This window comes from Anaerocolumna jejuensis DSM 15929, assembly GCF_900142215.1.
Classification (GTDB): domain Bacteria; phylum Bacillota; class Clostridia; order Lachnospirales; family Lachnospiraceae; genus Anaerocolumna; species Anaerocolumna jejuensis.
Genome location: NZ_FRAC01000019.1, coordinates 79126 through 103647, shown reverse-complemented (window position 1 = coordinate 103647; position 24522 = coordinate 79126). Strand labels below are relative to the sequence as shown.

At 42.7% G+C, this 24522-nt stretch carries 19 protein-coding genes; 15 read left to right on the top strand and 4 right to left on the bottom strand.

The window, feature by feature from the left end:
- Position 1 precedes the first annotated feature (1 nt).
- Positions 2 to 802 (top strand): glutamate 5-kinase, encoded by an 801-nt coding sequence (gene proB, locus BUB77_RS18135; protein ID WP_073278257.1) that lies wholly within the window; start codon positions 2 to 4, stop codon positions 800 to 802.
- 95 nt (positions 803 to 897) lie between these two features.
- Here proB and BUB77_RS18130 read toward each other — a convergent pair whose 3' ends face one another.
- The gene (locus BUB77_RS18130) at positions 898 to 2397 is read right to left on the bottom strand and encodes an ATP-binding cassette domain-containing protein (RefSeq protein ID WP_073278256.1); all 1500 of its coding nucleotides are present in this window, start codon (positions 2395 to 2397) and stop codon (positions 898 to 900) included.
- A 2-nt stretch (positions 2398 to 2399) separates the two neighbouring features.
- Complete coding sequence (locus BUB77_RS18125) at positions 2400 to 3182, bottom strand: DeoR/GlpR family DNA-binding transcription regulator (RefSeq protein ID WP_073278255.1); 783 nt, start codon at positions 3180 to 3182, stop codon at positions 2400 to 2402.
- A 354-nt stretch (positions 3183 to 3536) separates the two neighbouring features.
- Here BUB77_RS18125 and BUB77_RS18120 point away from each other — a divergent pair, with 354 nt between their 5' ends.
- The 5 genes from BUB77_RS18120 to BUB77_RS18100 all read left to right on the top strand — a co-directional run bounded on the left by BUB77_RS18120 (position 3537) and on the right by BUB77_RS18100 (position 10597).
- Complete coding sequence (locus BUB77_RS18120) at positions 3537 to 5039, top strand: sugar ABC transporter ATP-binding protein (protein WP_073278254.1); 1503 nt, start codon at positions 3537 to 3539, stop codon at positions 5037 to 5039.
- A gap of 12 nt (positions 5040 to 5051) precedes the next feature.
- Positions 5052 to 6041 carry an ABC transporter permease gene (locus tag BUB77_RS18115; RefSeq protein ID WP_073278253.1) on the top strand — a complete coding sequence of 330 codons (990 nt, stop codon included), beginning with the start codon at positions 5052 to 5054 and terminating at the stop codon, positions 6039 to 6041.
- Positions 6042 to 6095: 54 nt separating this feature from the next.
- Positions 6096 to 7199 (top strand): substrate-binding domain-containing protein, encoded by a 1104-nt coding sequence (locus BUB77_RS18110; RefSeq protein WP_073278252.1) that lies wholly within the window; start codon positions 6096 to 6098, stop codon positions 7197 to 7199.
- 368 nt (positions 7200 to 7567) lie between these two features.
- A complete protein-coding gene (locus tag BUB77_RS18105) occupies positions 7568 to 9577 on the top strand; it encodes a glycoside hydrolase family 31 protein (protein ID WP_073278251.1) in 2010 nt (669 codons plus the stop codon).
- A gap of 99 nt (positions 9578 to 9676) precedes the next feature.
- Positions 9677 to 10597 (top strand): trigger factor, encoded by a 921-nt coding sequence (locus BUB77_RS18100; protein ID WP_073278250.1) that lies wholly within the window; start codon positions 9677 to 9679, stop codon positions 10595 to 10597.
- Between the two features lie 815 nt (positions 10598 to 11412).
- Here the strand turns inward: BUB77_RS18100 and BUB77_RS18095 are convergent.
- Positions 11413 to 11994: a helix-turn-helix domain-containing protein gene (locus BUB77_RS18095; protein ID WP_073278249.1), complete on the bottom strand. Its 582-nt coding sequence runs from the start codon at positions 11992 to 11994 to the stop codon at positions 11413 to 11415.
- A 128-nt stretch (positions 11995 to 12122) separates the two neighbouring features.
- Between BUB77_RS18095 and BUB77_RS18090 the strand changes: the two genes are divergently transcribed.
- The 5 genes from BUB77_RS18090 (at position 12123) to BUB77_RS18070 (ending at position 18842) form a co-directional block, all read left to right on the top strand.
- On the top strand, positions 12123 to 13430 hold the full coding sequence (locus BUB77_RS18090) for an amidohydrolase family protein (RefSeq protein ID WP_207650848.1): 1308 nt from the start codon (positions 12123 to 12125) through the stop codon (positions 13428 to 13430).
- A 238-nt stretch (positions 13431 to 13668) separates the two neighbouring features.
- A complete protein-coding gene (locus BUB77_RS18085) occupies positions 13669 to 14286 on the top strand; it encodes a TetR/AcrR family transcriptional regulator (protein WP_073278247.1) in 618 nt (205 codons plus the stop codon).
- 92 nt (positions 14287 to 14378) lie between these two features.
- Positions 14379 to 16130 carry an ABC transporter ATP-binding protein gene (locus tag BUB77_RS18080; RefSeq protein ID WP_073278246.1) on the top strand — a complete coding sequence of 584 codons (1752 nt, stop codon included), beginning with the start codon at positions 14379 to 14381 and terminating at the stop codon, positions 16128 to 16130.
- A complete protein-coding gene (locus BUB77_RS18075; protein WP_073278245.1) occupies positions 16127 to 17866 on the top strand; it encodes an ABC transporter ATP-binding protein in 1740 nt (579 codons plus the stop codon). The genes BUB77_RS18080 and BUB77_RS18075 overlap by 4 nt, the downstream gene beginning before the upstream one ends.
- A gap of 208 nt (positions 17867 to 18074) precedes the next feature.
- Positions 18075 to 18842 carry an alpha/beta fold hydrolase gene (locus tag BUB77_RS18070; protein ID WP_073278244.1) on the top strand — a complete coding sequence of 256 codons (768 nt, stop codon included), beginning with the start codon at positions 18075 to 18077 and terminating at the stop codon, positions 18840 to 18842.
- On the opposite strand, the gene BUB77_RS18065 is transcribed toward BUB77_RS18070, so the two are convergent.
- Positions 18843 to 19802 (bottom strand): helix-turn-helix transcriptional regulator, encoded by a 960-nt coding sequence (locus BUB77_RS18065; RefSeq protein WP_073278243.1) that lies wholly within the window; start codon positions 19800 to 19802, stop codon positions 18843 to 18845. It lies immediately after the preceding gene.
- Positions 19803 to 19997: 195 nt separating this feature from the next.
- Here BUB77_RS18065 and BUB77_RS18060 point away from each other — a divergent pair, with 195 nt between their 5' ends.
- The 4 genes from BUB77_RS18060 to BUB77_RS18045 all read left to right on the top strand — a co-directional run bounded on the left by BUB77_RS18060 (position 19998) and on the right by BUB77_RS18045 (position 24501).
- Complete coding sequence (locus BUB77_RS18060; RefSeq protein ID WP_073278242.1) at positions 19998 to 20609, top strand: MptD family putative ECF transporter S component; 612 nt, start codon at positions 19998 to 20000, stop codon at positions 20607 to 20609.
- Entirely contained in the window at positions 20606 to 21310 is a 705-nt protein-coding gene (locus tag BUB77_RS18055) for an energy-coupling factor transporter transmembrane component T (protein WP_073278241.1), read from the top strand. The genes BUB77_RS18060 and BUB77_RS18055 overlap by 4 nt, the downstream gene beginning before the upstream one ends.
- On the top strand, positions 21307 to 22689 hold the full coding sequence (locus BUB77_RS18050) for an ABC transporter ATP-binding protein (RefSeq protein ID WP_073278240.1): 1383 nt from the start codon (positions 21307 to 21309) through the stop codon (positions 22687 to 22689). Before BUB77_RS18055 ends, BUB77_RS18050 begins: the two co-directional genes overlap by 4 nt.
- A gap of 81 nt (positions 22690 to 22770) precedes the next feature.
- A complete protein-coding gene (locus BUB77_RS18045; RefSeq protein WP_242962538.1) occupies positions 22771 to 24501 on the top strand; it encodes an ABC transporter ATP-binding protein in 1731 nt (576 codons plus the stop codon).
- The last annotated feature ends 21 nt before the right edge of the window (positions 24502 to 24522 follow it).

Below are 24522 nucleotides of genomic sequence, written 5' to 3'. Positions count from 1 at the left end.
GGTGAGAAAGTATCAGAATAGAATTGTAATAAAAGTCGGAACTTCCACATTGACAAATGACATAGGGCAAAATGATTTGCGTTCTTTTGACCGCCTTGCCTGTGTATTATCCGATCTTCAAAATATGGGATATGAGATTATATTAGTGTCCTCCGGTGCGATAGCAATAGGTACAAATAAACTGCAAAGGAAAACACGTCCTGCAGGTATGCCTTTGAAACAAGCTGCCGCTGCAATCGGGCAGTGCAGCCTTATGCATTTATATGATAAATTCTTCAATGACTATGATAAAACGATAGCACAGATATTACTGAATGCCGAGGATATGGAAGTCGAGGGAAAGAAGGAAAACCTGATAAATACTTTTGGTGCCTTGCTTGAAATGGGGATTATACCGGTTGTTAATGAAAATGATTCAGTCAGCTATACCGAAATTGAGTCTGCGGACAGGTTATTTGGTGATAATGATATGCTGTCAGCTGTTGTTGCTGTATTGTGCAAAGCACAAAAGCTTATTATTATGTCTGACGTTGATGGCTTTTTTGACTTGGACCCCCGCCTCCATCCTAATGCAAAACGGCTGGAATGTATAACTTCAATAGGTGAGGAAATAAAAACCTTAGCCGGAGGAGCTGGCTCCCGCCGTGGTACGGGAGGTATGAAAACGAAGCTGCAGGCAGCAGAATTGGCAACCATGCAGGGAATTGATACCGTTATCATAAATGGTAAAAATCCATCTGCGCTATATAAGATTATGAAGGGAGAAAAAGTTGGAACACTCTTTGTTGGAAAGCAGCAATAATGAGTGTTCCGGTTATTCAACTTTTAGTGGCAGCCTGACTTATTCCTATCTGGAAGGACTGAATCCGCTGTAGACTGATGATTTTGCAGCAGTAGCTACTCCAGCCCAATATGCTGGTATAATTCAGAAAAGCTGGTTTTATCCGCCCGCTCAGCCTCATAGGTAATCCGTCCGTTATTCAATACAAGAATCCGGTCGCAGATACCGGTCAGCTCTTCCAAATCGGAGCTGCAGACAATAATGGCAGCATCCTTTAGCAGTAAATCATTGAACAAATTATAGATATCTGTTTTTGAAGCAATGTCCAGGCGGCTGGTTGGCTCATCAAAAATAAATATTTTAGAGGCAGTCATGAACCAGCGCATGAGTAAGAGCTTTTGCTGCTCTCCGCCGGAGAGGAATTCCGGATTGCTCTGAGAGTCGATGAACAGATTCAAACGTTTGCTGTATTTTGCAAACTGCTTGTGCTCAAAGGGGGTTTCCCGGATAAGTCCTCTGGATGAAAAGGAGCCCAGGCTGAATGCATTTTCCAGTGAGGTCTGATTCATAAATAAGCCTGCGTCAATCCGTTCATCGGTTATATAAGCTATGCCGAGGTTAATTGCATCCTGGGGCGATTGAATATTTGCTTCCAGGCAATCCACATAGAATTTTCCTTCTGAGGCAGGGCAAAGTCCAAACAGGGTCTTTGCCAGGATGCTTTTGCCGGCACCGATTACTCCGGTGATTCCAATGATTTCCCTTTTGTATAAGGTAAAGGAGATATCCCGGAGGGTATCGCCGTTTCCCAGATGCTCTGCGCAAAATACCTCATTTCCCCTTTTCAGGGTGAGCTTCGGGTAACGGTTTGAGGTCAGGTTGCTCCACAGCAATTTGTAAACATCCTTCGTTTCGGTACTTGGATTTTCAAAGGTGGTTACAAGCTCGCCGTCCTTTACAATGGAGATGCTGCTGCCGTACTGCATGACCTCCTCAAGACGGTGGGTAATATAAAGGATTGCTGTACCGGCATTGATAAAATGTTCAATAATCCGATAAAACATTTTTAAGAAACTGTCACTTAAATTATTCAAGGGCTCGTCTAAAATAAGCAGCTTTGGTGCATTATCAATTAACATTAAACGCAATAATTCTATAATCCGCTTCTGGCCGGCATTCAGCCTGCTGATGGGCTTTTTGGGATTCAGATTAATATCCCACTCCTTAAATAATGCCTCTGTCATTGCAATTTTCTGTGAGGATGACATTTGACTCAGTCCAGACTTATTTCCCGGAAACAGGCAGTAAAGATTTTCAGCAACCGATAACTGGTCATAAAGGTAGGTATCCTGCTGAAGCAGAATAATCCCCTTCAGAATCGCATCCTTTGGAGAACTCAGGTGCAGTAATTGATTATCAAAATAAACATTGCCTGAATATTGCCCATAGGGGTAAATTCCTCCCAGGATGCGGGTCAGGGATGATTTGCCGGAGCCGTTGCTTCCGAGAAGAATGCGGAATTCGCCTTCCTGCATGGTAAGGTTGATGTTTTTTAAGACAGGGGTATTATTAATAACTAAGGAAACATTTTGATATGATAAAATGGTGTTTTTCATATTCAGCTCCTGAAGGCATCAAAGGTTGCAAAGAAACGTTTGTTGTTCATAAAGTAGTATTCCTTAAATTTCTGCGGAGCATATTCGTTTGAGATAATATTGTCAAACATATTGATATTGCCCACAATGGCGGCAGACTCCGTATCAAAATTATTATGGGTGCAGACCGCGAAATTCTGCTTGGAAATTGTAACAACATCCTGTATAATGTATGCTTTTACCAGTGAAGAAGCACTGTACCCGCGTTCAAGGGTTATTCCGTCAATATCGAAAAATGCGCTGTCAAAATAAAAGGACTTCAGACTTGTATCCGTGATTCGTCCGGAAAGCTGAAGATTAGAGCTGTTTAATTCGCCTCCGGGAAGAAATATCTTGACCTGGGGGCAGAATTGCGCACAATCACTGGCAACTAATAAGTCGGTGGTTACTACCATTAAATTGATTTTATCATCAAATGCTCTGACAATATATCTGGAGGTAATGCCAGGGCCTAAGAATATAACTTCATTATTGTTGACAAATTTAGATGCGATCTTACTGATTACCTTATAAGAGGAATCATCCTTTTCATTGATATCAAATAAATTTGAAACTGCAATCGACGCATCATTCAGGACAGCACCACCATGAGTTCTTTTTAGAAAATTCTCGTTCTCCAGCTTCTCTAAATCTCTTCGAATAGTGGCTTCCGTAACATTAAGCTCCTGCGATAAGGTCAACACATCGATTTGTTTTTTATCGGAAATTATTTTTTTTATTCGATTAAGTCGTTCTACCGGTAACATCTGTGTTCTCTCCCTCAATAATACAATACTATTATTATAAAAGAAATTGTTAATATTTGCAATACTATAATAAAATCCAATGAATAAACAAGGTGTAAACAAGAAATAAACAATGAAATGAAAAAATCCTCCTATTCGTTATTTTGGAGAAATGTAACAAAAGGATAAGAAACGAAAAAGATAAAAGTAATAATGCACAAAATATAAAACATAATTTGAGCAATATTAACAAATGTGACAACTTGCGACGAAATCCTCTTTACAAAAACGAAAATAAACGATAAAATATAAACATGAAACAAACATTAAATATAAAAAAAACTTAAAAACAAAAATTAGAAAGGAAGCAGACTATTGGAAAATAATATTATCCTAAGTACTGAAAACATACAAAAAAGTTTTCTTGGAACGAAGGTTTTAAAGGGTGTTTCAATTGAACTGAAACGAGGCGAAATACATGCACTGATAGGCGAAAATGGAGCAGGAAAGTCAACTCTGGTAAATATTATCTCCGGTGTACACCAGCCGGATGACGGTGATATTTTTCTCGATGGTATAAAGCAGGAGTACAAAAATCCAAGCGATGCCCAAAAAGCTGGTATTGGTCTGGTTCACCAGGAACTGGCACTTTGTTCCCATGTGACGGTAGGCGAAAATGTATTTATTGGACGCCTGCCCGAAACAGGAGGTCTTATTGACAGGAAAAAGCTTTATGAAATGACGGAAAAAGTACTTGAGCCCTTTGAAAGTTCGATTAAACCGGATCAGATAGTGGAAGAATTAAGTGTAGCGCAGCAGCAGATTGTTGAAATTGCAAAGGCACTTTCCTTAAACTGCAAGGTCATTATCTTCGATGAGCCTACATCAAGTCTTAATGAATCTGAGGCACAGAAGCTGATGAATATAATTGAAGATATCAAAAAGCAAGGGATAGGAATACTGTACATAAGTCATAAGCTTTCTGAAATCTTCCAAATTACGGACAGGCTTACCGTGCTGCGTGACGGCAACTTCATTGAAACCCTGGATACCGGCAGTACCAACAGCGACCATGTGATTTCATCAATGGTAGGAAAGCAGGTAAAGAAGCTGTATCCCAATAAAAGCACCTGTGTGAATGAGAAGGAAGAAATATTACATGTTGAAGGCTTTACCAGACTGCCGGAATTTAAGGATATCAGCTTCACGGTAAGAAAAGGAGAAATCCTTGGTCTATGCGGGCTTGTTGGCTCCGGCCGCACGGAAGTTTCGAGAGCAATCTGCGGTATCGACAAGTCAAAGTCAGGTGAGGTGTATCTGAATGGAACCAAGGTTTCGATTAAATGTTACGCAGATGCATTAAATAATGGAATTTGCTATCTTAGTGAGGACCGTAAAAAGGACGGGCTGTTCGTAGCAATGACATTGCTTGAAAATATGATGGCTCCGGAGCTGAAGAATATATCCAGGTTCGGATTGCTGAACCGGCGAATGGTAACCAAGCAAATGGCAGATTATAAACAGAAGATCAATATCAAATATGTAACGGTCAATCAGATTATGAACAATCTGTCCGGTGGTAACCAGCAAAAGATTATGATTTCAAAACTGCTGGCGCTGAATCCAAAATTAATTATTATGGATGAGCCCACACGCGGTATCGATGTAGGTGCCAAAACAGAAATCCATGCAATGCTGCGGGAGTTATCGGAAGCGGGAGTAGGTGTTGTGATTATTTCCTCAGAGATGCCTGAAATTGTAGGAATGTGTGACAGAGTAGTAATCATGAATGTCGGTAATTTAGTTGGAGAGCTAAAGGGAGAGGATATTACGCAAGAAAACATTATTGCAAAGATTTCTGAGTTTTGTGAATATTAGGAGGGAAAATTTATGGGAAAAATGCAGCAAAGCGCAAAGAATGGCATTTTGGGGAAGATTAGGTCATTTAAAGAATTTAATGTTTTAATGGTAACAATTATATTGATTATCGGTATTTCAATCAAATCACCGATTTTCCTGAGCGCAACCAACATCAGGACAACACTGATTGGCCTGGCCTGCAACGGTATTATTGCAATTGGTATGACCTTGGCCTTGGTCAGCGGAGGCTTTGATCTTTCGGTTGGTGCAATTATGGGTCTGTCAGCCTGTTTGACCGTGGTATTTGCAGGCATGGGATTAAATGTTTGGTTTGCAGCAATCCTTGCCCTGATAGTATGTATTGGGGTCGGTTTATTGACAGGTACCTTGATTGGACGTGTTGGGTTAAATCCGTTTATTACAACCCTGGGCATCCAGCAGATCGCACGTGGTGCGGTATTTGTTCTGACAGCCGGCAGTTCCTTAAGTTTACCTGCCGGTGCAGATATCAGTTCCTTTAAGAAATTGGGACAATCCAGTATCCTTGGTATTCCTATTATTGTAGTGATTTTCATTATTATGGCTGTATTGGGTGACTTCCTGGTTAAAAAATCTTCCGCTGCCATGAAGGTATTTTATATCGGAAGCAATGAAAAAGCCGCCATACTGTCAGGTATCAATGCAAAGAAAGTAAAACAGATGGTATACATTATCACGGCAACTCTGGCTGCGGTTGCAGGTATTCTGACCTCTGCCAGGTTTGGTGTAGCGACCTCCAATACGGGAGCCGGTTCCGAAATGACAGTAATCTCTGCAGCAGTTATTGGCGGTGCCAGTCTGACCGGAGGAAAAGGAACAATTCTTGGGGCGGTTGTCGGTGTCATTATGTTAAGTGTAATAAGTAATGCCCTGGTACTGTTCAATGTAGATGTTAACTGGCAGAGTCTTATTTCCGGTGCAATACTTATTTTAGCAATACTCTTTGATTTGTTAAGTCATAAACGTAAATATAAAGCCTAATTTATATTTACTTTTATAGAGGAGTACAAGAAAAAGAAAGGAAGGTATGGTTCTATGGGAAAGAGAAAGTTATGGAGATCATTGACAGCGGTTCTATTAGTGGCATTGATGATTTTTGGGGCAGTAGGCTGCAGCTCGAGGACAACAGGAGATAATTCAGGAAAAAAAGAGACTGCAGACAAATCAAACGGGGATCAGACAAAAGAGGGAGGTACCTCATCCGGCGGTACAGTTGAGACAGCAAATGCTTCGTTTGTCGGAGATCCCAGTGAAGAATATTACATGGTTACATTTTTATCCGGTTATTCATACTGGAAAACTTGTTACAAAGGGTTTGAGGATGCGGCAAAACAGTTTGGTGTAACATCTGTTTATGGCGGAACGACGGAATATGATGTTAATGAGGCTGTTACAGCCTTTGAACAAATCTGTGCGAAAAAGCCCGCGGGTATTGCCGTAAGCTGTATGGATGCAGATGCTTATGCACCGGTTATTGATAAGGCAGTTGCAGATGGCGTTAACATTGTAACCTTTGACTCTGACAGTCCGAACAGTGACCGTATTACATTCTTGGGAACAGAAAACTATGCAGCAGGAGCTGCGGCAGCAAACTATATCGGTGATAAATTAGGCGGCTCCGGGAAGGTTGCGGCAGTAACAACAACAGGACAATCCAATATCAATGAAAGAATCAAAGGTTTTTCTGAAACTTTAGCAGCAAACTATCCGAATATAAAACTGGTTCAGGTGGTTGACTCCGGTTCCGATGAAGTTACCTGTGCCTCCAACGTAGCAGGACTGTTAACGAATAACCCGGATCTGAAATATGTATTCTGTGCATTACTCTTAGCCAGCACAGGTACCCAGCAGGCACTTGCAGAGGCTAATCTTACCGGCAAGATTAAGGTTGTGGCCTTCGATACGGATGATGCGACTCTTGATGCAATCAAGAACGGTGCGGTAGAAGCTACTGTAAGCCAGGCTCCCTACGCACAGGGTTATTGGTCCATGGTATATCTGTATTTTATTAAACACGGCTTAATCAATCCCGTTGACGGCTGGATGGAAAAAGGATATCCTTCTCTTCCGAAGACAGCGGACAGTGGTGCCAGCATCGTAACGAAAGAAACCTGCGACAATTACTATATTTCAAAATAATCATAAGAACAGCTCATTAAGCAGCTCACAAAAAGAATAAAATCAGGTGCCATAGGACAGGAAAGGGTATGTTATTAACAGGATAACATTTCATACATAAGATTTGTGGCACCTGATTAGTAAAAGCAGTGAAAAAGAATAAAAAATCAATGATGGTTTGAGCTTCCTATGCAAGGCTCGTAAAAAGCGGTATCGATACATGAAATACAAGCGGTAAAAAGAAAATCCTTTATCTAAATCCCGCAGGGTGCCTGGCAACCTGGCTGCTCTGCAGGATATATGGCAAATCATGGAGAAAGCTAAATGACTGTCAGGGTTAATACATAACGGAAAGGCAGTCCTATTATAAAGAAAGGTATGGTGTTAATATGGCATTTTTACAGGAAAAAAATAAGTTAATCTACGTTAATGGCGGTGAAACCGTTCAGGTTGAACCTTGGGGAGAGAACAGCTTCCGTGTAAGGGCAACCAAAACAGCAAAGGTCAGTGAGGAAGACTGGGCGTTACTGCCTGGAAAAGCATGTGATGCAAAGATTACGGTAGAAGAAAACACGGCATCCATTGTAAACGGTAAGATTAAAGCAGTATTTAATGAATTTGGATGGCTGAGCTATTACAACCAGAAAGGGGAAACCTTACTGGAGGAATTCTGGAGAGTAAACGATGGCGGTGAAAAGACCAGTGCGTTAGCAGTATTCGGACGTGAGTTCAGATCGATTATCGGCTCCAGTGATTATAAAATCAAACTTCGTTTCGAAGGCAGGGATGAGGAAAAAATCTATGGCCTTGGACAACGCCAGGAGCGACAGCTGAATATGAAGGGCTGTTCCGTAGAGCTTGCCCAGAGAAATTCACAGGCAAGCGTTCCCTTTGCTCTTTCCAATCTGGGCTATGGTATCCTGTGGAATAACCCGGCAATCGGTAACGTGACCTTTGCCAATAATGTTACCATATGGGAAGCGGACTGTTCCGAGCATATTGATATCTGGATTACTGCCGGTGACACACCTGCGGAAATAGAAGAAGCTTATGCCACAGCAACCGGTAAAACACCTATGATGCCTGATTTTGCAACCGGCTTCTGGCAGTGCAAGCTGCGTTATACCACCCAGGAGCAGCTGCTGGAAGTGGCACGGGAGTATAAGAGAAGAGAACTTCCGATATCAGTTATTGTGTGCGACTTTTTCCACTGGACGGAGCAGGGTGAATGGAAGTTCGACCCTGAGTTCTGGCCGGACCCCAAGGCAATGGTGGATGAGCTGAAGGAAATGGGCATTGAACTGATGGTATCAATCTGGCCCACAGTGGATGTAAACAGTGAGAATTACGAAGAAATGAGAGAACTCGGTTACCTGGTCCGTTCGGAAAGAGCTACTCCAACCAATATGAACTTTATGGGAAATGAAGTGTTCTATGATGCAATGAATCCGGCAGCCAGAAAATATGTATGGGAAAAAGCAAAGAAGAATTACTATAGCTATGGAATCAAGGTATTCTGGCTGGATGAAGCAGAGCCGGATTATATGTTCCACTACGATTTTGACAACTTCCGCTATTATAATGGGCCGGCTGTTAAGGTCAGCAATTTCTATCCCTTTGAATATGCCAAGACCTTCTTTGAGGGCATGGAAGCAGAGGGACAGGAGAATATCCTGAATCTGATAAGATGCGTATGGGCAGGAAGCCAGAGATACGGAACCCTATTATGGTCCGGTGACGTTCACTCTACCTTCGAATGCCTGAGGAGGCAGTTTGCCGCAGGTCTTAATACAGGAATTTCAGGTATTCCCTGGTGGACTACTGACATTGGCGGCTTCACCGGCGGAGATATTCATGATCCGAAATTCCATGAATTGCTGGTACGCTGGTTCCAGTTCGGTTTGTTCTGTCCGGTTACCAGGCTTCACGGCTTCCGTCTTCCCATAGATTTTAATATATCTGATGCAGCTAAGATGTTCAATGAACCCTTTGGAAGCGGCGCAGAAAATGAGCTTTGGAGCTATGGTGAGGATGTATATGAAATGTTAAAGACCTGCACCATGACAAGGGAAGCCTTAAGACCTTATGTAAAAGAGCAGATGAGGGCAGCACACGAAAAAGGTACTCCGGTAATCCGTCCGTTATTCTATGACTTCCCGGATCAGAAAGTTTGCTGGGATATAAACGATGAATATATGTTTGGACCGGATATCTTAGTTGCGCCGGTACTATATGAGGGCATGAGAAAGCGCTCCGTATATTTACCGGAAGGAAAGAAATGGAAATGTGTAAATACTGGTAAGACCTATGAAGGAGGAACTATTGCAGAGTGTGATGCTCCGTTAGATACGATTCCTGTATTTACAACCAATGGTATGGAATTTGAATTTGTAAGATAATAAGTAACGCGTTCCCCCCCCCTCTTTATATATATTTTATGATTGGTTATGGCAAACACCATAACCAATCATAAGCTTTGAAGCAGAAAGGAGTGATTTATGAGAAAATCATATATTTGGCTTTTGTTAATAATCATATGCTCTTTTCAGTTATCCGGCTGCAGTAGAAAAATAGACGGTGATGCAAAATTAGACAGTGACGTTAAAATAAACGGTGATGCAAAATTAGACAGTGACGTTAAAATAAACGGTGATACAAAATTAGATGGTAATGTAAAAATAGACAGTAATGTAAAATTGGACAGAACTGCCAAAATGGTAAACAAAGCAATGACAGTGGAGGATTACCCCTCCTGTATTCGTCTAGGAAACTATGTAGGAGTAGCAGTAGAACTGCCTAAAAACAAGAAAATTACCGATGAAGATATTCAGGAACAGATTGCCTACGCCTTGAAGGGGACTGGAGAAAGCACCCTGACAAGCCAAAATGTAAAAGCTGTTTCAGGCTATGATTCAATCGAAGAATATAAAAAAGTCATTAAAAAGAATCTGGAAAAGTTAAATGAATCCTCGCGGCAGAACGATCTGATGAATCGGGCCTGGGATGCGGCCTTGAAGCAGGCGGTATTGATCAAGTATCCCAAGGATATGCTGGATACCCAGATAACCCAGGTAAAGGCAGGGTATAAAGGATATATAGGTGTATTTGGAAAATCCTATGAGGAGGTTCTTAAATATTTTGGTGTTACAGAAGAGGATATTCAGACAAAGGCTTTGAATTATGTAAAAAGCGATCTTTTGGTCTACGCCATTGCAAAGGCGGAAAACATTGCAGTGAATGAGGAAGAGTACAAACAGGAAGTGAAGCAGCGAATCAAATTCTTTGGTGTTGCCACAGAAAAGGAATTGGCAGATAAAATGGGAAATGGCACCGACCTGCATTTCGTTTTTCTAGCCGATAGGGTAATGCAGTTTGTATATGAAAATGCACATATTGGGGAAGATGGAAATTCACGTTAAATCATCTGAAATTCACGACATATGCATGAATCATTATAAATTTACTCATGCGTTTATCCTTTGAGGATTGTAGTAGATAGATAAGGGGGGGTTGGGAACGGACGATGATTTTGGCTTACCTTTCGTAATTTTCTTGTTCGGGGTTCCAAATTCCACTAAAATGCCGGCAGCTGTTCCTGGCAGGTGAAATTATACCAAACTCGCTGGGAGGTTGTTTTTTTGTGGAGCTGTGAGCTCAGACAGTGGTATAATTTTACCTAGGAACAGCTGCCGCCATTTAAGTGTCATTAGGGAACTCCTCAATAGAAAATTATGAAAGGTAAGCCAAAATCATCTGGGTATTGGCAATAAACCCTCTTAAGTTGTTTTGTAGTTTTAGTCTTATAGGGTACTAGGCACAGCAAACGCATAGGACCAAATAATGAATATACACAGATGACCAAGGGGATTGTTTTGGAGTTTTGTCTCAAGAGGTTCCTTATGACACTTAAGCGGCAGGAAACGTGACTAGGTAAAACAGTGCCACTGTTTGAGCTCGTTAACTGACACAGCCATATTTGTCACAGCGAGTTTGGCGCTGATTTACCTGCCAGTTACGTTTTCTGCTGCTTTAGTAGAATAAGGGTTCTCGCGTAACAAAACTCCAAAACAACCCCCTTGGTCATCGTCCGCTTCCATAAACTTCCTTCATGCACTTGCCATGTCATAAATCTGATTTATATTGACAGCGAAAAATGATAGGGTTAATATTAACTCACAGTTAATTAACTGAGAGTTAATATTAACCCTTTTAAAGCTTGACAAGGATTCTTGGTTTACAGGCAGCTGATACCATATCCAATCATAATAAGCTCGGTATCCCAGGCATTATAAAAATTGTGTTGTATTCCAGAATATATATAGGCACTGTCCCCCTGGTCAAGGATTAAGGTGTCATCGTCCAGAGAGGCTTTCACTTTTCCTTGAATGACAAATATACTAAAATCAAAGTTTAATGAAATTGGTTTTTCACACGACCATTTACCCGGCAGGAGTGTGATGTACATACCACTGACACGGGGGTTATCTTTTTTTTCAGCAGAATAGGGTGTAATGAATTCGTATTCGGTGAGTATCTCCGGCATAATAAATTTTTTTCTGCTATGATGCCGGATGATATCATACTTTTTACCGGGGGTATTTCCGGTAATAGTATCAGCAGCTTCATTTTCTGACAAAAGGTCAAATACTGTAACGTCAAGAGAATTACTGATTCGTCTGAGCATTTCAAGAGACGGCTGTTTGAGGCCTCGTTCCAGCTGGGACAGGTAGCTGGATGTGCAGCCGGTTATGCTGCTAAGATAGGATAGAGTATAGCCCTTAGCTCTCCTGAGTTGTTTCAGCTTTATAATATTCATGTTCTTTCCTCCAAAAACGAGCTTTAAAAATTATTTATAATACTATCCTTGAAAACAAATAAAGTCAATAGAGACGTATATACGAATTGTTATAATAAGGAATAATAAAGGGATAAGGAGATATTATTATGTCAGGTTATGCATTAACAAATTGCAGGCTTATCGATGGTATCCATTCCGGTTATCAGGAAAATATGACGGTATTGGTAAGCAGGGGTAAAATCAAACAAATAGGAAAAGCATCGGAAGTGAAAACACCGGCAGGCTATACCTGTCTTGATATTGATAATAAATATGTTATGCCGGGGCTGATAAATGCCCATGTCCATTTGTTCGGCAGCGGAAAACCGATGAAAGCTCTTAGCGGGGGTAACGCACAGAAGCGGATAGCTGGTATAATAAGCACGAAGCTTGGGCGGAAAGTACTTGACCGTATGGTGAAAAACCATGCTCTTACTGCACTTAATTCGGGAGTAACGACCATAAGAGCCGTTGGTGATCTGCTGTATTCCGATATTAAACTGAGAAACCTGATAGATTCCGAAAAGCTTCAGGGGCCAAGACTGATTGTATCGGGCCCTGCTATTTCTGTCACAGGCGGTCATGGTGCCGGAAGTTTTGCCCTTATCTCAGATTCTCCCTGGGAAGCGAGAAGGTTAGTTCGCAAAAATGTAAGTGAACAAGTTGACTTAATAAAAATATGTGTGACCGGAGGTGTAATTGACAGCCGGAAGGTGGGTCAGGCGGGCCGTCTGGAAATGACACTGGAGGAGGTTTCCGCTGTTTGTGAAGAAGCTCATAAAATGGGTTTTCTGGTAGCTGCTCATGCCGAAAGCACCGAGGGAGTAAGGACAGCCCTGCTGGGAGGAGTGGATACGATTGAACATGGCAGTATTCTTGACCAGGAAATTATTGAGCTTTTTTTAAACAATCCCAAATCTTTTCGCGGATACTCCAGTCTGATTCCAACCCTTTATCCCGCAGTTACGATATACAAGTTAAAGCCGGAGGATACTCTCATGAATTCTGTCAATATTGAAAATGCTAGGATTGTTTTCGAGGGAATGGTGAAAGGATTGGTTCAGGCGGCTGAGGCAGGTATTTTGACGGGACTTGGGACAGATTCCTCCTGCCCATATGTTACACAGTATAATACCTGGCGCGAACTTGACTATATAGTAAAATATGCCGGATTGCCGCCGGAAACGGCCATACATAATGCTACACGGCAGAATGCCAGAATTCTTGGAATAGATCATTTGACCGGCACTCTGGAGACCGGTAAAGCTTCCGATATAATCGTAATAAAGCATAACCCTTTAGCTGATTTACGGGCTTTATCAGAAGTTGATATGGTAATGCGGGGCGAATTAGTAATCCATAACCCCAAAACAGCAAAGCTGCCTCAGGTAGATAAATTACTTGATAGCATTTAAGCGGAAGATAAAGGAGCATTTATTACAAGCACTGCTACGGCAGTATATCTTATTTTTCTAAGGCGGAATAAGTTTAATCTCATTGGAGGGGAATACCCCGAAGTGACAGTGGAAGTAAAGTGATATTGCAGGATGATTTTATAGAAAATTTAAAAATAATATTGACAAAAAAGAAGATTGGTCGTATATTCAAAACAGTGTTATGAAACACTGTTTTGAATATACAGGGAGGCAGGCTATGGCAAAACAAATTGAAGGAGTCTATGAAAAGGTGTATGAATGCGCCCAAAAAGAGTTTTTGGCAAAAGGCTTTCAGGAGGCTTCTTTACGGACGATTGCCCAGGAGGCAGGTACCAGTACCGGCTCTATTTATACCCGTTTTCACAATAAGGAAGGCCTGTTTCATGCCATTGTTTCTCCGGTGGTGGAAGAAATAAAAAACTGGTTTATCGACGTGCAGGAATCCTTTCATCAGAAGGATGCGGACTATCAGAAACAGAATATGCCTGAATACAGCGGGATGGAAGCGGAAGAATTTGTGGCCTATATCTATGATCATTATGATGTTTTCAAACTGCTTTTAGAATGCTCAGGCGGAACAGAGTTTTCAGATTTTCTGAATCAGCTGGTGGAGATCGAGATGAAATATACGGTGAAGTATATGGAAGCGACAGGAGATGATGCCATCTGCAAGGGAAATATCAGTCCGGAATTTCTGCACATCGTAACCAGCGCTTACTTCTCCGGAATATTTGAAATCGTGCGCCATGATATGAGAAGAGAAGATGGCATGCTCTATGCAAAGCAGCTAAGAGAGTTTTATTATGCTGGATTTGCGAAAATCTATAATTGGTAAAGGATAAGAAAAGAGAATGCCTGAAAAAATGCGGGGAATACCCGCAATTTTTTAAAACATGGGTTAGACACAACTAACCAAAAGGAGGATTTATGAACCCCAAAAAGGAAAGCCCGTTAAAGAGAATATGGGGATTGGCAAAGTCCGAGCACAAAAGGCTTAAGTTATCCATATTACTGGCCATTTTAGGAGTTGCATCAGGCTTTATACCATATTTTTGTGCCGGGAAAATTATTATTATGCTGCTGAATGGGACGGCAGAGAGAAACAACTGTATTCCATGGCTTGTTCTAGCCCTGGCAGGAAGTATCGGGAAAGTACTGCTTGTCACCTACTCCACATCCCAGTCCCATATTGCCACCTACGCCGTACTGGCTGAAGTAAGAAACAAATGTGTCCATAAGCTGACGAACCTTTCAATGGGGACACTGCAGAACCAGTCCCTTGGAAGATGGAAGGGCATTCTGGTGGATCAGATTGAGAGCATGGAAACAACACTGGCACATCTGCTGCCGGAAATGACCTCAAATCTCCTTGCTCCCTTGCTGCTGCTTGCCGTGCTTTTTACCATTGACTGGAAAATGGCATTGATATCGGTTGCAACCCTGCCGGTAGGGATGATTTTTATGATGGCTGCCATGAAGAACTATCCTCAGAAATACCAGGAATCGGTTCAGACAGGTAAAAAAATGAATGATGCCATTGTGGAATATGTAAATGGCATTGAAGTCATAAAGGCTTTCAACCAGGGAAAGGAGGCCTATGCCGGATATGTGGAGGCCGTAAATGCCAATGCAGGATTTTATTATAAATGGATGAAAAGTGCACAGTTTGGAATGGCATGCTACCGGAATTTCAGCCCGGCTGTTTTACTTGGCGTCCTGCCGGCGGGCATGGGCTTTTATTTGAACGGAAGCCTCTCCTCCTCTCAGTTTATCATGGTAATGATTTTATCCATGGGAATTGTGGGACCGATTATCGCGGCCTCCAATTTTGTTGATTCTTTAGCACAGACAGGCACGATTATTGAGTCCATTGAAACTATTTTAGATGCCGGAGAGCAGCATCATCCGAAGGAGTACGTAAAACTTTCGGGAACCGATATTGAGATGGAGCATGTTTCTTTTGCTTATGAAGAGGGAAAAGAAAGTATATTAAGAGATGTCAGCCTGACAATCCGGCAGGGAACCGTCAATGCTCTGGTTGGTCCCAGCGGAGGAGGAAAGTCAACAATTACAAAGCTCATTGCTGGGTTTTGGGATACTGATCAGGGAATGATCCGGATTGGCAAAAAAGATATCAGGCAGATTCCTCTTGCCCAGATATCGGAGCAGATTGCCTACGTATCCCAGGATAATTTTCTCTTTGATGATACCATACGTGAAAATATCCGCATGGGAAAGGAAAACGCTACGGATAAAGAAGTGGAAGAGGTTGCGAAAAAGGCAGGCTGTGACGGGTTTATCCGAAAGCTGGAGCATGGATATGACACGACAACAGGGGGCGGCGGTGCGCACCTGTCCGGCGGAGAAAGGCAGAGAATTGCCATTGCAAGAGCCATGCTGAAGGATGCGCCCATTGTCATTTTGGATGAGGCTACTGCCTACATAGATCCGGAAAATGAAGCCATTATCCAGAAGGCTATCTCCAGGCTGGTACAGGGAAAAACCCTGATTATGATAGCACACCGGTTATCCACGGTAATTGGTGCAGGGCAGATTCTGCTTGTGGACCAGGGGAAAATCAGCGGGACTGGAACCCATGATGAGTTATTAAAGCAATCCGCATTATACCGGAACATGTGGAATGCCCATATCGGAGCAAAGGACGGTGAGCAGGTGTGATAAAGATCTTTCGGGAAATATGGAGATTTGCTGGTGCAGAACAGAAAAATATCAGAAATTCCATTATCGTAAATTTTATAAATGCAATTTTTCATATGCTGCAAATAGGTGCAATTTTTTTGACAATCCAGGCAATAGTGGAGGGAGGGTTACAAGCCAGGACCATTTGGTACATTTTGCTGCTTATGCTGATCAGCATTGCAGGAAAAATAGGGGCCAACTACTTTTCCCAGCTCCAGCAGACCCATGCAGGGTACTTTATGGCGGCAGACAAGAGGATTTATATTGGCAATAAGATGAAGCTCATCCCCATGGGGTTTTTCAATCAAAGCAGTCTGGGGAACATTACCGGTATCTGTACCACGGTGCTGGGTGATGTTGAAATGACGGCACCCATGGTCATGGTGCTGACCTTGGGGGGATTTATAACCACCGTTGTATTTACAGTTTATATGCTGGTCTTTGACTGGAGGATGGGCCTGATTACGGTTATTGGAGTCTTTCTGTTCTGCCTGGTTACCTCGTCCATGGAGAAAAAGTCAAGAAATACCGCACCAAAAAGGCAGAAAGCACAGGCAGAGCTGGTAGAAAACATGCTGGAAACCATTCAGGGAATGGGAGTTGTTAAATCCTTTAATCTTACGAAGCTGGATAATAAAAAGGTCGACCGTGCGATTGAAAACAGCAGAGCTACCAACCTTGCCATGGAAAAGCTAATAACACCTTATACCATTATGCAGGAGGTGACACTTCGAATCTTTAGTGTTGGGATGATGGCAGCCGCCCTATTGTTTTATTTTCAAGGGACCATGGACCTTACCTATTCACTGATGTTCATTGTGGTTTCATTTATTATTTTTGAGCAGATAGAGTCTGCCGGCCATGGAGTTGCTATTCTTCGTGTATGCGGCAGCTCCATTGAACAGGCAAATCAAATGAATGACACTCCTGTTATGGATGAAAACGGGCGGAATAAAGAGCCGAAGAGCCATGAGATTGCCTTTGAGCATGTGGATTTTTCTTATGAAAAGCGCCAGATATTAAAGGACGTTACCCTCCAGATAAAAGATAGAACCATGACGGCAATCATCGGACCAAGCGGGTCGGGAAAGACTACCATCTGTAATCTGATAGCCAGATTCTGGGATGCGGACAGCGGAAAAATTACAATCGGGGGAACGGATATCAGAGAGTATACACTGGAATCCTTGATGAATCAAATGAGCATGGTTTTTCAAAATGTCTATCTTTTTCACGATACCATAGAAAATAATATCCGCTTCGGAAATCCCAAAGCCACCAGGCAGGAGGTCATTGAGGCGGCAAAGAAAGCCAGCTGCCATGAATTCATCATGTCGCTCCCCAAAGCTTATGATACGGTAATCGGTGAAAAGGGCTTTTCCCTTTCCGGAGGAGAGAAGCAGAGAATTTCCATTGCCAGGGCTATCCTGAAGAATGCGCCGATTATTATTTTCGATGAAGCAACGGCAAATGTAGATCCGGAAAATGAAGCCCATCTGCAAAAAGCCTTTGAAGAATTAACGAAGGATAAGACAATTATCATGATTGCACACCGGCTGAAAACGGTCCGTCATGCCGACCAGATATTGGTGGTGGAGGACGGGCGGATTGTCCAGCAGGGAAACCATGAGGAATTGATTTTGCAGGAAGGTATTTATAAGAGATTTGTAAGCGAAAGGAAAGAAGCAGCTTCCTGGAATGTTTCCAAGGGGTAAGGCAGGGAAAGAAAATCAAACTTTTTTCGGAGTTTAAAGTTTGGGAAGCGGTAAGGAAGCCAGAGGGGTAAAAAGAAAATTTTTTAAATTTGAACAGGTACATTTGCAGCTATGGACGAATGTGCCTGTTTGGTATATAATGGTTAGCGAAAACTAACCAAATATGAAAAAAAATCAGATAACATAAATAATAAGAAGGTGGTGCTTTATGAAGGTATATGAGTTTGGAAAAGAAGAAAATCCGGCTATTATGTTACTGCCAGGAACATGCTCTCATTGGAAAAATAATTTTTCCCAGGTAATTGATTTGCTGTCAGAAGATTTTTATGTGCTCTGTGTATCCTATGATGGCTTCGATGAAACAGAAGAAACAGAATTCCCGGATATGATAATGGAAACAATAAAAATTGAAGATTATATCAGACAGAAATTTCAGGGAAGAATTCATGCAATTTATGGGTGTTCCCTCGGTGGTTCTTTTGTCGGGCTGTTGACACAGAGAAAGAGAATTCACATGAATCACGGGATTTTAGGAAGTTCGGACCTGGATCAAGCCTCAAAGCAGGTTGCTGCTCTGCAGGCGAAACTCATGATTCCCTTCTTTTATAAAATGGTACATACAGGAAAAGTTCCTGAAGCTCTAAGGAAACATCTATTGAAAAATGGAGGAGAGGAATATGTGAAAAATGGGCTTCGTATGTTGGGAATTGGCGGCGTAAATATGGCTTTTGTAACAAAAAAAAGTATGAAAAACCAATTTTATTCGGACCTGACAACACAATTGGATGATAATATCCAGGTACCGGGGACAATAATCCATTGCTTTTATGCTGCCAGGATGGGGGAAAAGTATCGTGACAGATATCAGCAGCATTTTGTACATCCCCATATTATTGAGCATAAATTACTTCATGAAGAGCTCCTTGTGAGCAGGCCGGAGGTATGGGTAGAAAATGTCAGAAGCTGCATTAGCTGACTAACTCATAATCCTCCGGTATTCTCCGGGAAGAATCCCTACATTTCTTTGAAATAATTCCGCAAATCTGCTGGCATTGGAATATCCTACGGTCTGAGAAATCTGTGCGATGCTTAATTCCGTGTTGGAAAGCAGGTATTCCGCCTGGCCGATTCGTGTCTGCTGGATATATTCCGTAATGGTACAGCCATTTACCTGTTTGAAGCACCTTTTTAATTTCGTGTGCCCCATACAGGCAATTTTAGACAGCTGGTCCAGAGTAAGTGAAAATGCAGCGTGGTCCTTGATATAAGCGGTAACGTTTTTTATTTGCTCCTTATCATTGTGAAAGAGATGAATTTGCCCGCTGCCCTGCTTATGAAAACGCTCCACTACCAGAGAAACTGCTTCGTTTACCTTTGCCTCGTAGAAGAGCTTGGCACTGATGCCATTCCCCCGGTATTCGGCTGCCTGATTCAGCAAAAGCAGCATTTCGGGAAAATGGGAGGTTTCGTCAAGGGAGCAGAAAGCATCATAAGGATTGATATAATCCTCCGGATACTTCTCCTTGAGATAATGGATGTAATAGGCCGGCAGTATTTCAATGCCGACTGATTTAATCGGCATTCTTTTATGCATGACAGCTTTATAGGGACTCCTGCCCCCCAAATATGTCTTGATACAGTTGGCATTGATTCGCCTGTAGGGGCTCAGCTCATGGCCGGCAATGGACTGATAGTAGGAAATACTCATGCATTCCGGCAGCATGCATTCAAAGAAATAATCTTCATGAAAAGAAAAGTCATGTATTTTGATATCAAATAAATTGGCTTCGGAATAAATCCAGTAATAGCCTTCTCCTAACTCTTTGGAAAGAGCAAAGGTCTGCCCGCAGGAGTTAAATGTTCCATTTGGACCGATGGGCAAAAATCCTCTTTCCGTCAGTATGTTCTCATAATAACATTCAATTCTGTCTGTCATAAATCCTCCTTGGGAAAATGAATTGCCTGATACCTCAATCGGACGCAAATTGAACACGATTAGACTTAACTAACGCAATCCTGTTGAAAGTCAGAAATATGTGTGGTAATTATAATAATCAGGGTTAGAAACAACTAACCATATCATAACATATTTTCCTGAAAGGTCAAGAAGGAAGAGAGAAGGAGGCTAATTATGAGTAATCAGTCTAGGATAAACAGAAAGGGACTGACAGTAAAAGATCTGGTTACAATTGGTATTTTTACAGCACTGTTATTTGTTACCATGCTGGTGGGAGGAATCTTTTTTGCACCAAATCCAGTCCTTACATTTTATATGCCGCTGGGGGCTGCTTTGCTGGGGGGACCGGTTTTCATGCTTCTGGTTGCAAAAGTACCAAAAAGAGGAGCTATTTCCCTTGCAGGCATTCTGTGTGGTGTTATCTGGTTTGCAACGGGAATGCATTGGGCAATGGACCTTGGATATATCATTGGCGGAATTGCCGGTGACCTGATTGCAGGAACCGGGAAATACAGGAACAAGGGTCTGAATATCCTTGCGTTTATCTGTATCAGCCTTGGAGCTACCGGGAGCTATATCTGTTATTTTGCGGACAGGGGGACCTGGAGCAGTTACATGCTGAACGGCGGTACATCTGCAAGCTATATTGATGCCATGAATGGGGCAGCCCAGAACTGGATGCTGGCAGTCATTCTTCTGGGAACGGTATTGGTTGCAGGCTTCAGTGCATTTGTCGGTGTAAAGCTGTTGAAGAAGCAGTTTGAGAAGGCAGGAATCACGGCATGAGAGGATTGGGCTTTGATCCCAGGACAAAACTGATTCTGTTATTGTTCTGCGTTTTATGCACCATGTTTGCCCCATCCCTTACATATGAAGTTATTCTGGTCTGCCTGATAGCGGTGTTTGCCCTGCTGTCAGGCAGATACCGTCATGCCGTTACAGGAATTGCGGCATATGGTCTTATCTATGGGGCAACACAGTTTTCCATCTATGAATTGAGCGGAACCTGGCAGGCAATTTTTGCGGCTTTCTTAGGCTTGGTGAATAAGGTATATCCATGCGGATTTATGGCAGGGATTATGATAGCCACCACAAAAACGGGGGAATTTATGGCCGCTCTCTACCGGGTTCATATGCCGGACAATTTTGTTATTCCTTTTGCGGTTATGCTGCGGTATCTTCCGGTCGTGAAGGAAGACTGGAGATATATAAAGGATGCCATGCGGATGAGAGGTATTTCACCATCCCTTAAAAATATCTGCCTGCATCCGGTAATGACCGCAGAATGCTTGTATGTACCGCTTATGATGGCAGCCTCCAATACGGCGGATGAGCTGTCGATTGCATCGGTGACCCGGGGAATCGAAAATCCTGCTCCCAGAACATCCCTTACGGATATTAAGTTTTCCTTTAAGGATTTTGGAGCAGTGACAGTAATCCTGCTGTATTTTGCCTTTGGACTTTTAGTACGGGGAGGTATTTTATGATTCAATTTAAAAATGTCTCCTTTACGTATGAGGGTTCGGAGGACGGAAAAGTAAAGGGCCTGGATTTTACAGTGGGGACGGGAGAATGCATCCTGCTGACAGGACGGAGCGGCTGCGGGAAGACGACGATTACCAGACTGATAAATGGTTTGATACCGGAATTTTTTTCAGGGGAATTAAAAGGAAAAGTACTGATTGATGGAGAAGACCTGGCAGATAAACAGCTTTATGAGATTGCAGATAAGGTGGGTTCTGTTTTCCAGAATCCAAAGACCCAGTTTTTTAATACCGATACCGATGGAGAGATTGCCTTTGGCATGGAGAATAAGGGGATACCAAGAGAAGAAATGGAACAGAGGGTGGAAAAGACGGCAGGAGAGCTTAAGATCGGTCCTTTGCTTGGAAGAAGTATTTTCTCCCTGTCAGGGGGAGAAAAGCAAAAAATCGCCTTTGCCTCTGTATATGCCATGAATCCGGATATTTACCTTCTGGATGAGCCGTCCTCCAATCTGGATACGGAGGCAGTGGAAGACTTACGAAAGTATATTGAACTGCTGAAGAAGCAGGGGAAGACTATTTTGATTGCGGAACACAGACTTTACTATTTAAGAGACCTGGCGGATAGAATATTCTATCTGGAAAAAGGGGAGCTCCGGCATATCTGGGCGAAGGAAGAGTTTCTGGGGCTATCTATGGCAGAAAGGAAAGCTGCGGGACTGAGAACGCCTGAATACAGGGAAGCCAGAGCGGATACGGGTAAAGCAGAAAAGACGGTACCTGTTCTGGAAATCAGTGATTTATCCATAGGATACGGAAAAAAGGAGGTCCTTTCCCATATAAATTTTAAGGCGGCAAAAGGGGAAATTATCGCAGTGACCGGCCGGAACGGAGTGGGAAAGTCGACTTTTTCCAGGACCTTGTGCGGCTTGCAAAAGCCCCTGGGCGGAGAGATTCTTTGGGAGGGCAGTGCAGAGAAGGAAAAAGAACGGCTGAAGAGGACCTATATGGTGATGCAGGATGTTAATTATCAGCTGTTTGCGGACAGTGTAGAGCATGAATGCTGTTTTGGAATTCGGAAGCCGGACCCGGTACAGGCAGAGAAGGCTTTAAAAGACCTGGGACTGTCAGAATACCGGGACAGGCATCCCAATACCTTGTCAGGAGGGCAGAAGCAGCGCATTGCAGTTGCGGTCAGTATGGTCTGCAAAAAGGAGATTTTAATTTTTGACGAGCCGACCAGCGGACTTGATTACGAAAGCATGTGTGCTGTTTCCGGATTGATGAAAATGCTGGCAAAGCTGGGGAAAATCATATTTGTGGTGACCCACGACTTTGAATTGATAGAGCAGGTTAGCACCAGAATATTGAGGCTGGAATGACAGTAGTTTTTATAGGAATATCATCGTTGAAGGAAGGAAAGGTAGACAATGAAAAGGAAAGAGAATTCCGTAAGCCTGTTATTGAAATGGGCGGGTAAAGATAAGTACTATCTGTATTTATCGGCACTGTGTTCTTTCATCAGCGGACTTTGCACCATGGTTCCGTATTATGGCATCTATCAGCTACTGACAGCAATCTATAATGACAGGTGTACTAGAGAGGTGCTGTTACATAACAGTGTATTGATTGCCGTTGCTGTTTTTGCCAGATTTACATTGTTCGGCTGTTCGGGAGCACTGTCACATAAGGGAGCCTATCATACGCTCTATAAGGTGAGATGCATGATCGTAGACCATATGGCAAAGGTTCCCCTGGGGGTATTAAATGAGCATAACACAGGGGCAATCAAGACCATATTAAATGAGGATATTGAAAAGCTGGAATTGTTTTTGGCACATCATCTGCCGGAATTTATTTATTATATGTGCGGGCCGGTAGCGGTGTTTGTCTATCTGTGTACCGTAAATATGCCGCTGGCCCTTATATCTCTGATACCTCTTTTATTGGCCCTGGCCGTAATGGGAATGATGTTCAGCGGTATGGGGAAGATGATGGGAGCAGCAAACCGGTCCCTGGTAAATCTGAACGCTGTCATAATAGAATACATCAGTGGAATGAGACTGATAAAAGCATATGATATGGGCAGCAGTTCCTTTCAGAAATACCAGGATGCCATTGAGGAAGAAAATAAAAACTGGAACAGGATTTCCAGAAAGATGGGGCCGCCTTATTCCGCCTATATTGTCATAACAGAATGCGGCATGCTTCTCATGGTGCCTGTTGGGGGATATTTCTTTTTGCACGGCTCCATTCCGTTAAATGTATTTCTTTTATTTGTATACGTGGGCTCCTTCTATCTGACAGAGCTAAGGCCCCTCCAGGAGCTTGGCTCCAAATTTGCCCAGGTATTGCACGCGGTCACAAAGGCAAAGGAAATCCTGGATATCCCAGTTTATGAAGGAGGTGAAGATTTCCCGGAGAATCATGAAATCTGTTTGCGGGACGTATGTTTTGCTTACCCTGCCAAGGAAAACGAAAATGTACTTGAGCATTGCAGCCTGACCATACAGGCCGGTGAGAAGCTGGCGCTGGTGGGAAAATCCGGCACCGGAAAAAGTACCATTATCCAGCTGATTGCAAGGTTTTATGACGTGCAGGAAGGAAGCGTTACAATCGGAGGCAAAAATGTAAAGGCTTTCAACTATGAACAGCTGTTGGAGCAGGTATCCATTGTATTCCAGAAGACGTTTCTGACAAGGGACAGTGTCCTTGAAAATATCCGTATGGGTTCGGAGGCAACTCTGGAGGAAGTCAGGGAAGCAGCAAAGAAAGCGCAGATTGATTCCTTTATTATGGGGCTTCCGGAGGGCTATGCTACGAAGGTCGGAAGCTTTGGAACACGTTTTTCCGGCGGTGAGAAACAGCGGATTGCCATTGCCAGGGCAATTTTAAGAAATGCACCGATTCTGATTCTGGATGAAGCAACATCTGCGGCTGACCCGGAAAATCAGGTGGAAATAGACAGGGCAATCCGGAATCTTTGTGAAGGAAAAACGGTTATCATAGTTGCACACCGCTTAAGTGCCCTTAAAATCTGCGACCGGATAGCCGTAGTGGAAAATCATGGGGTAAGCTGTGTTGGCACGCATGAGGAAGTCTTAAGCAGGAACAGCTATTACAGGACCGCATGGGAAAGCTATGAGCAGGCAAGAGCAATGACCTATCAACTGGAAAGGAGGGAGCAGCAATGAACAAGGGAGCAGCAGTGAACG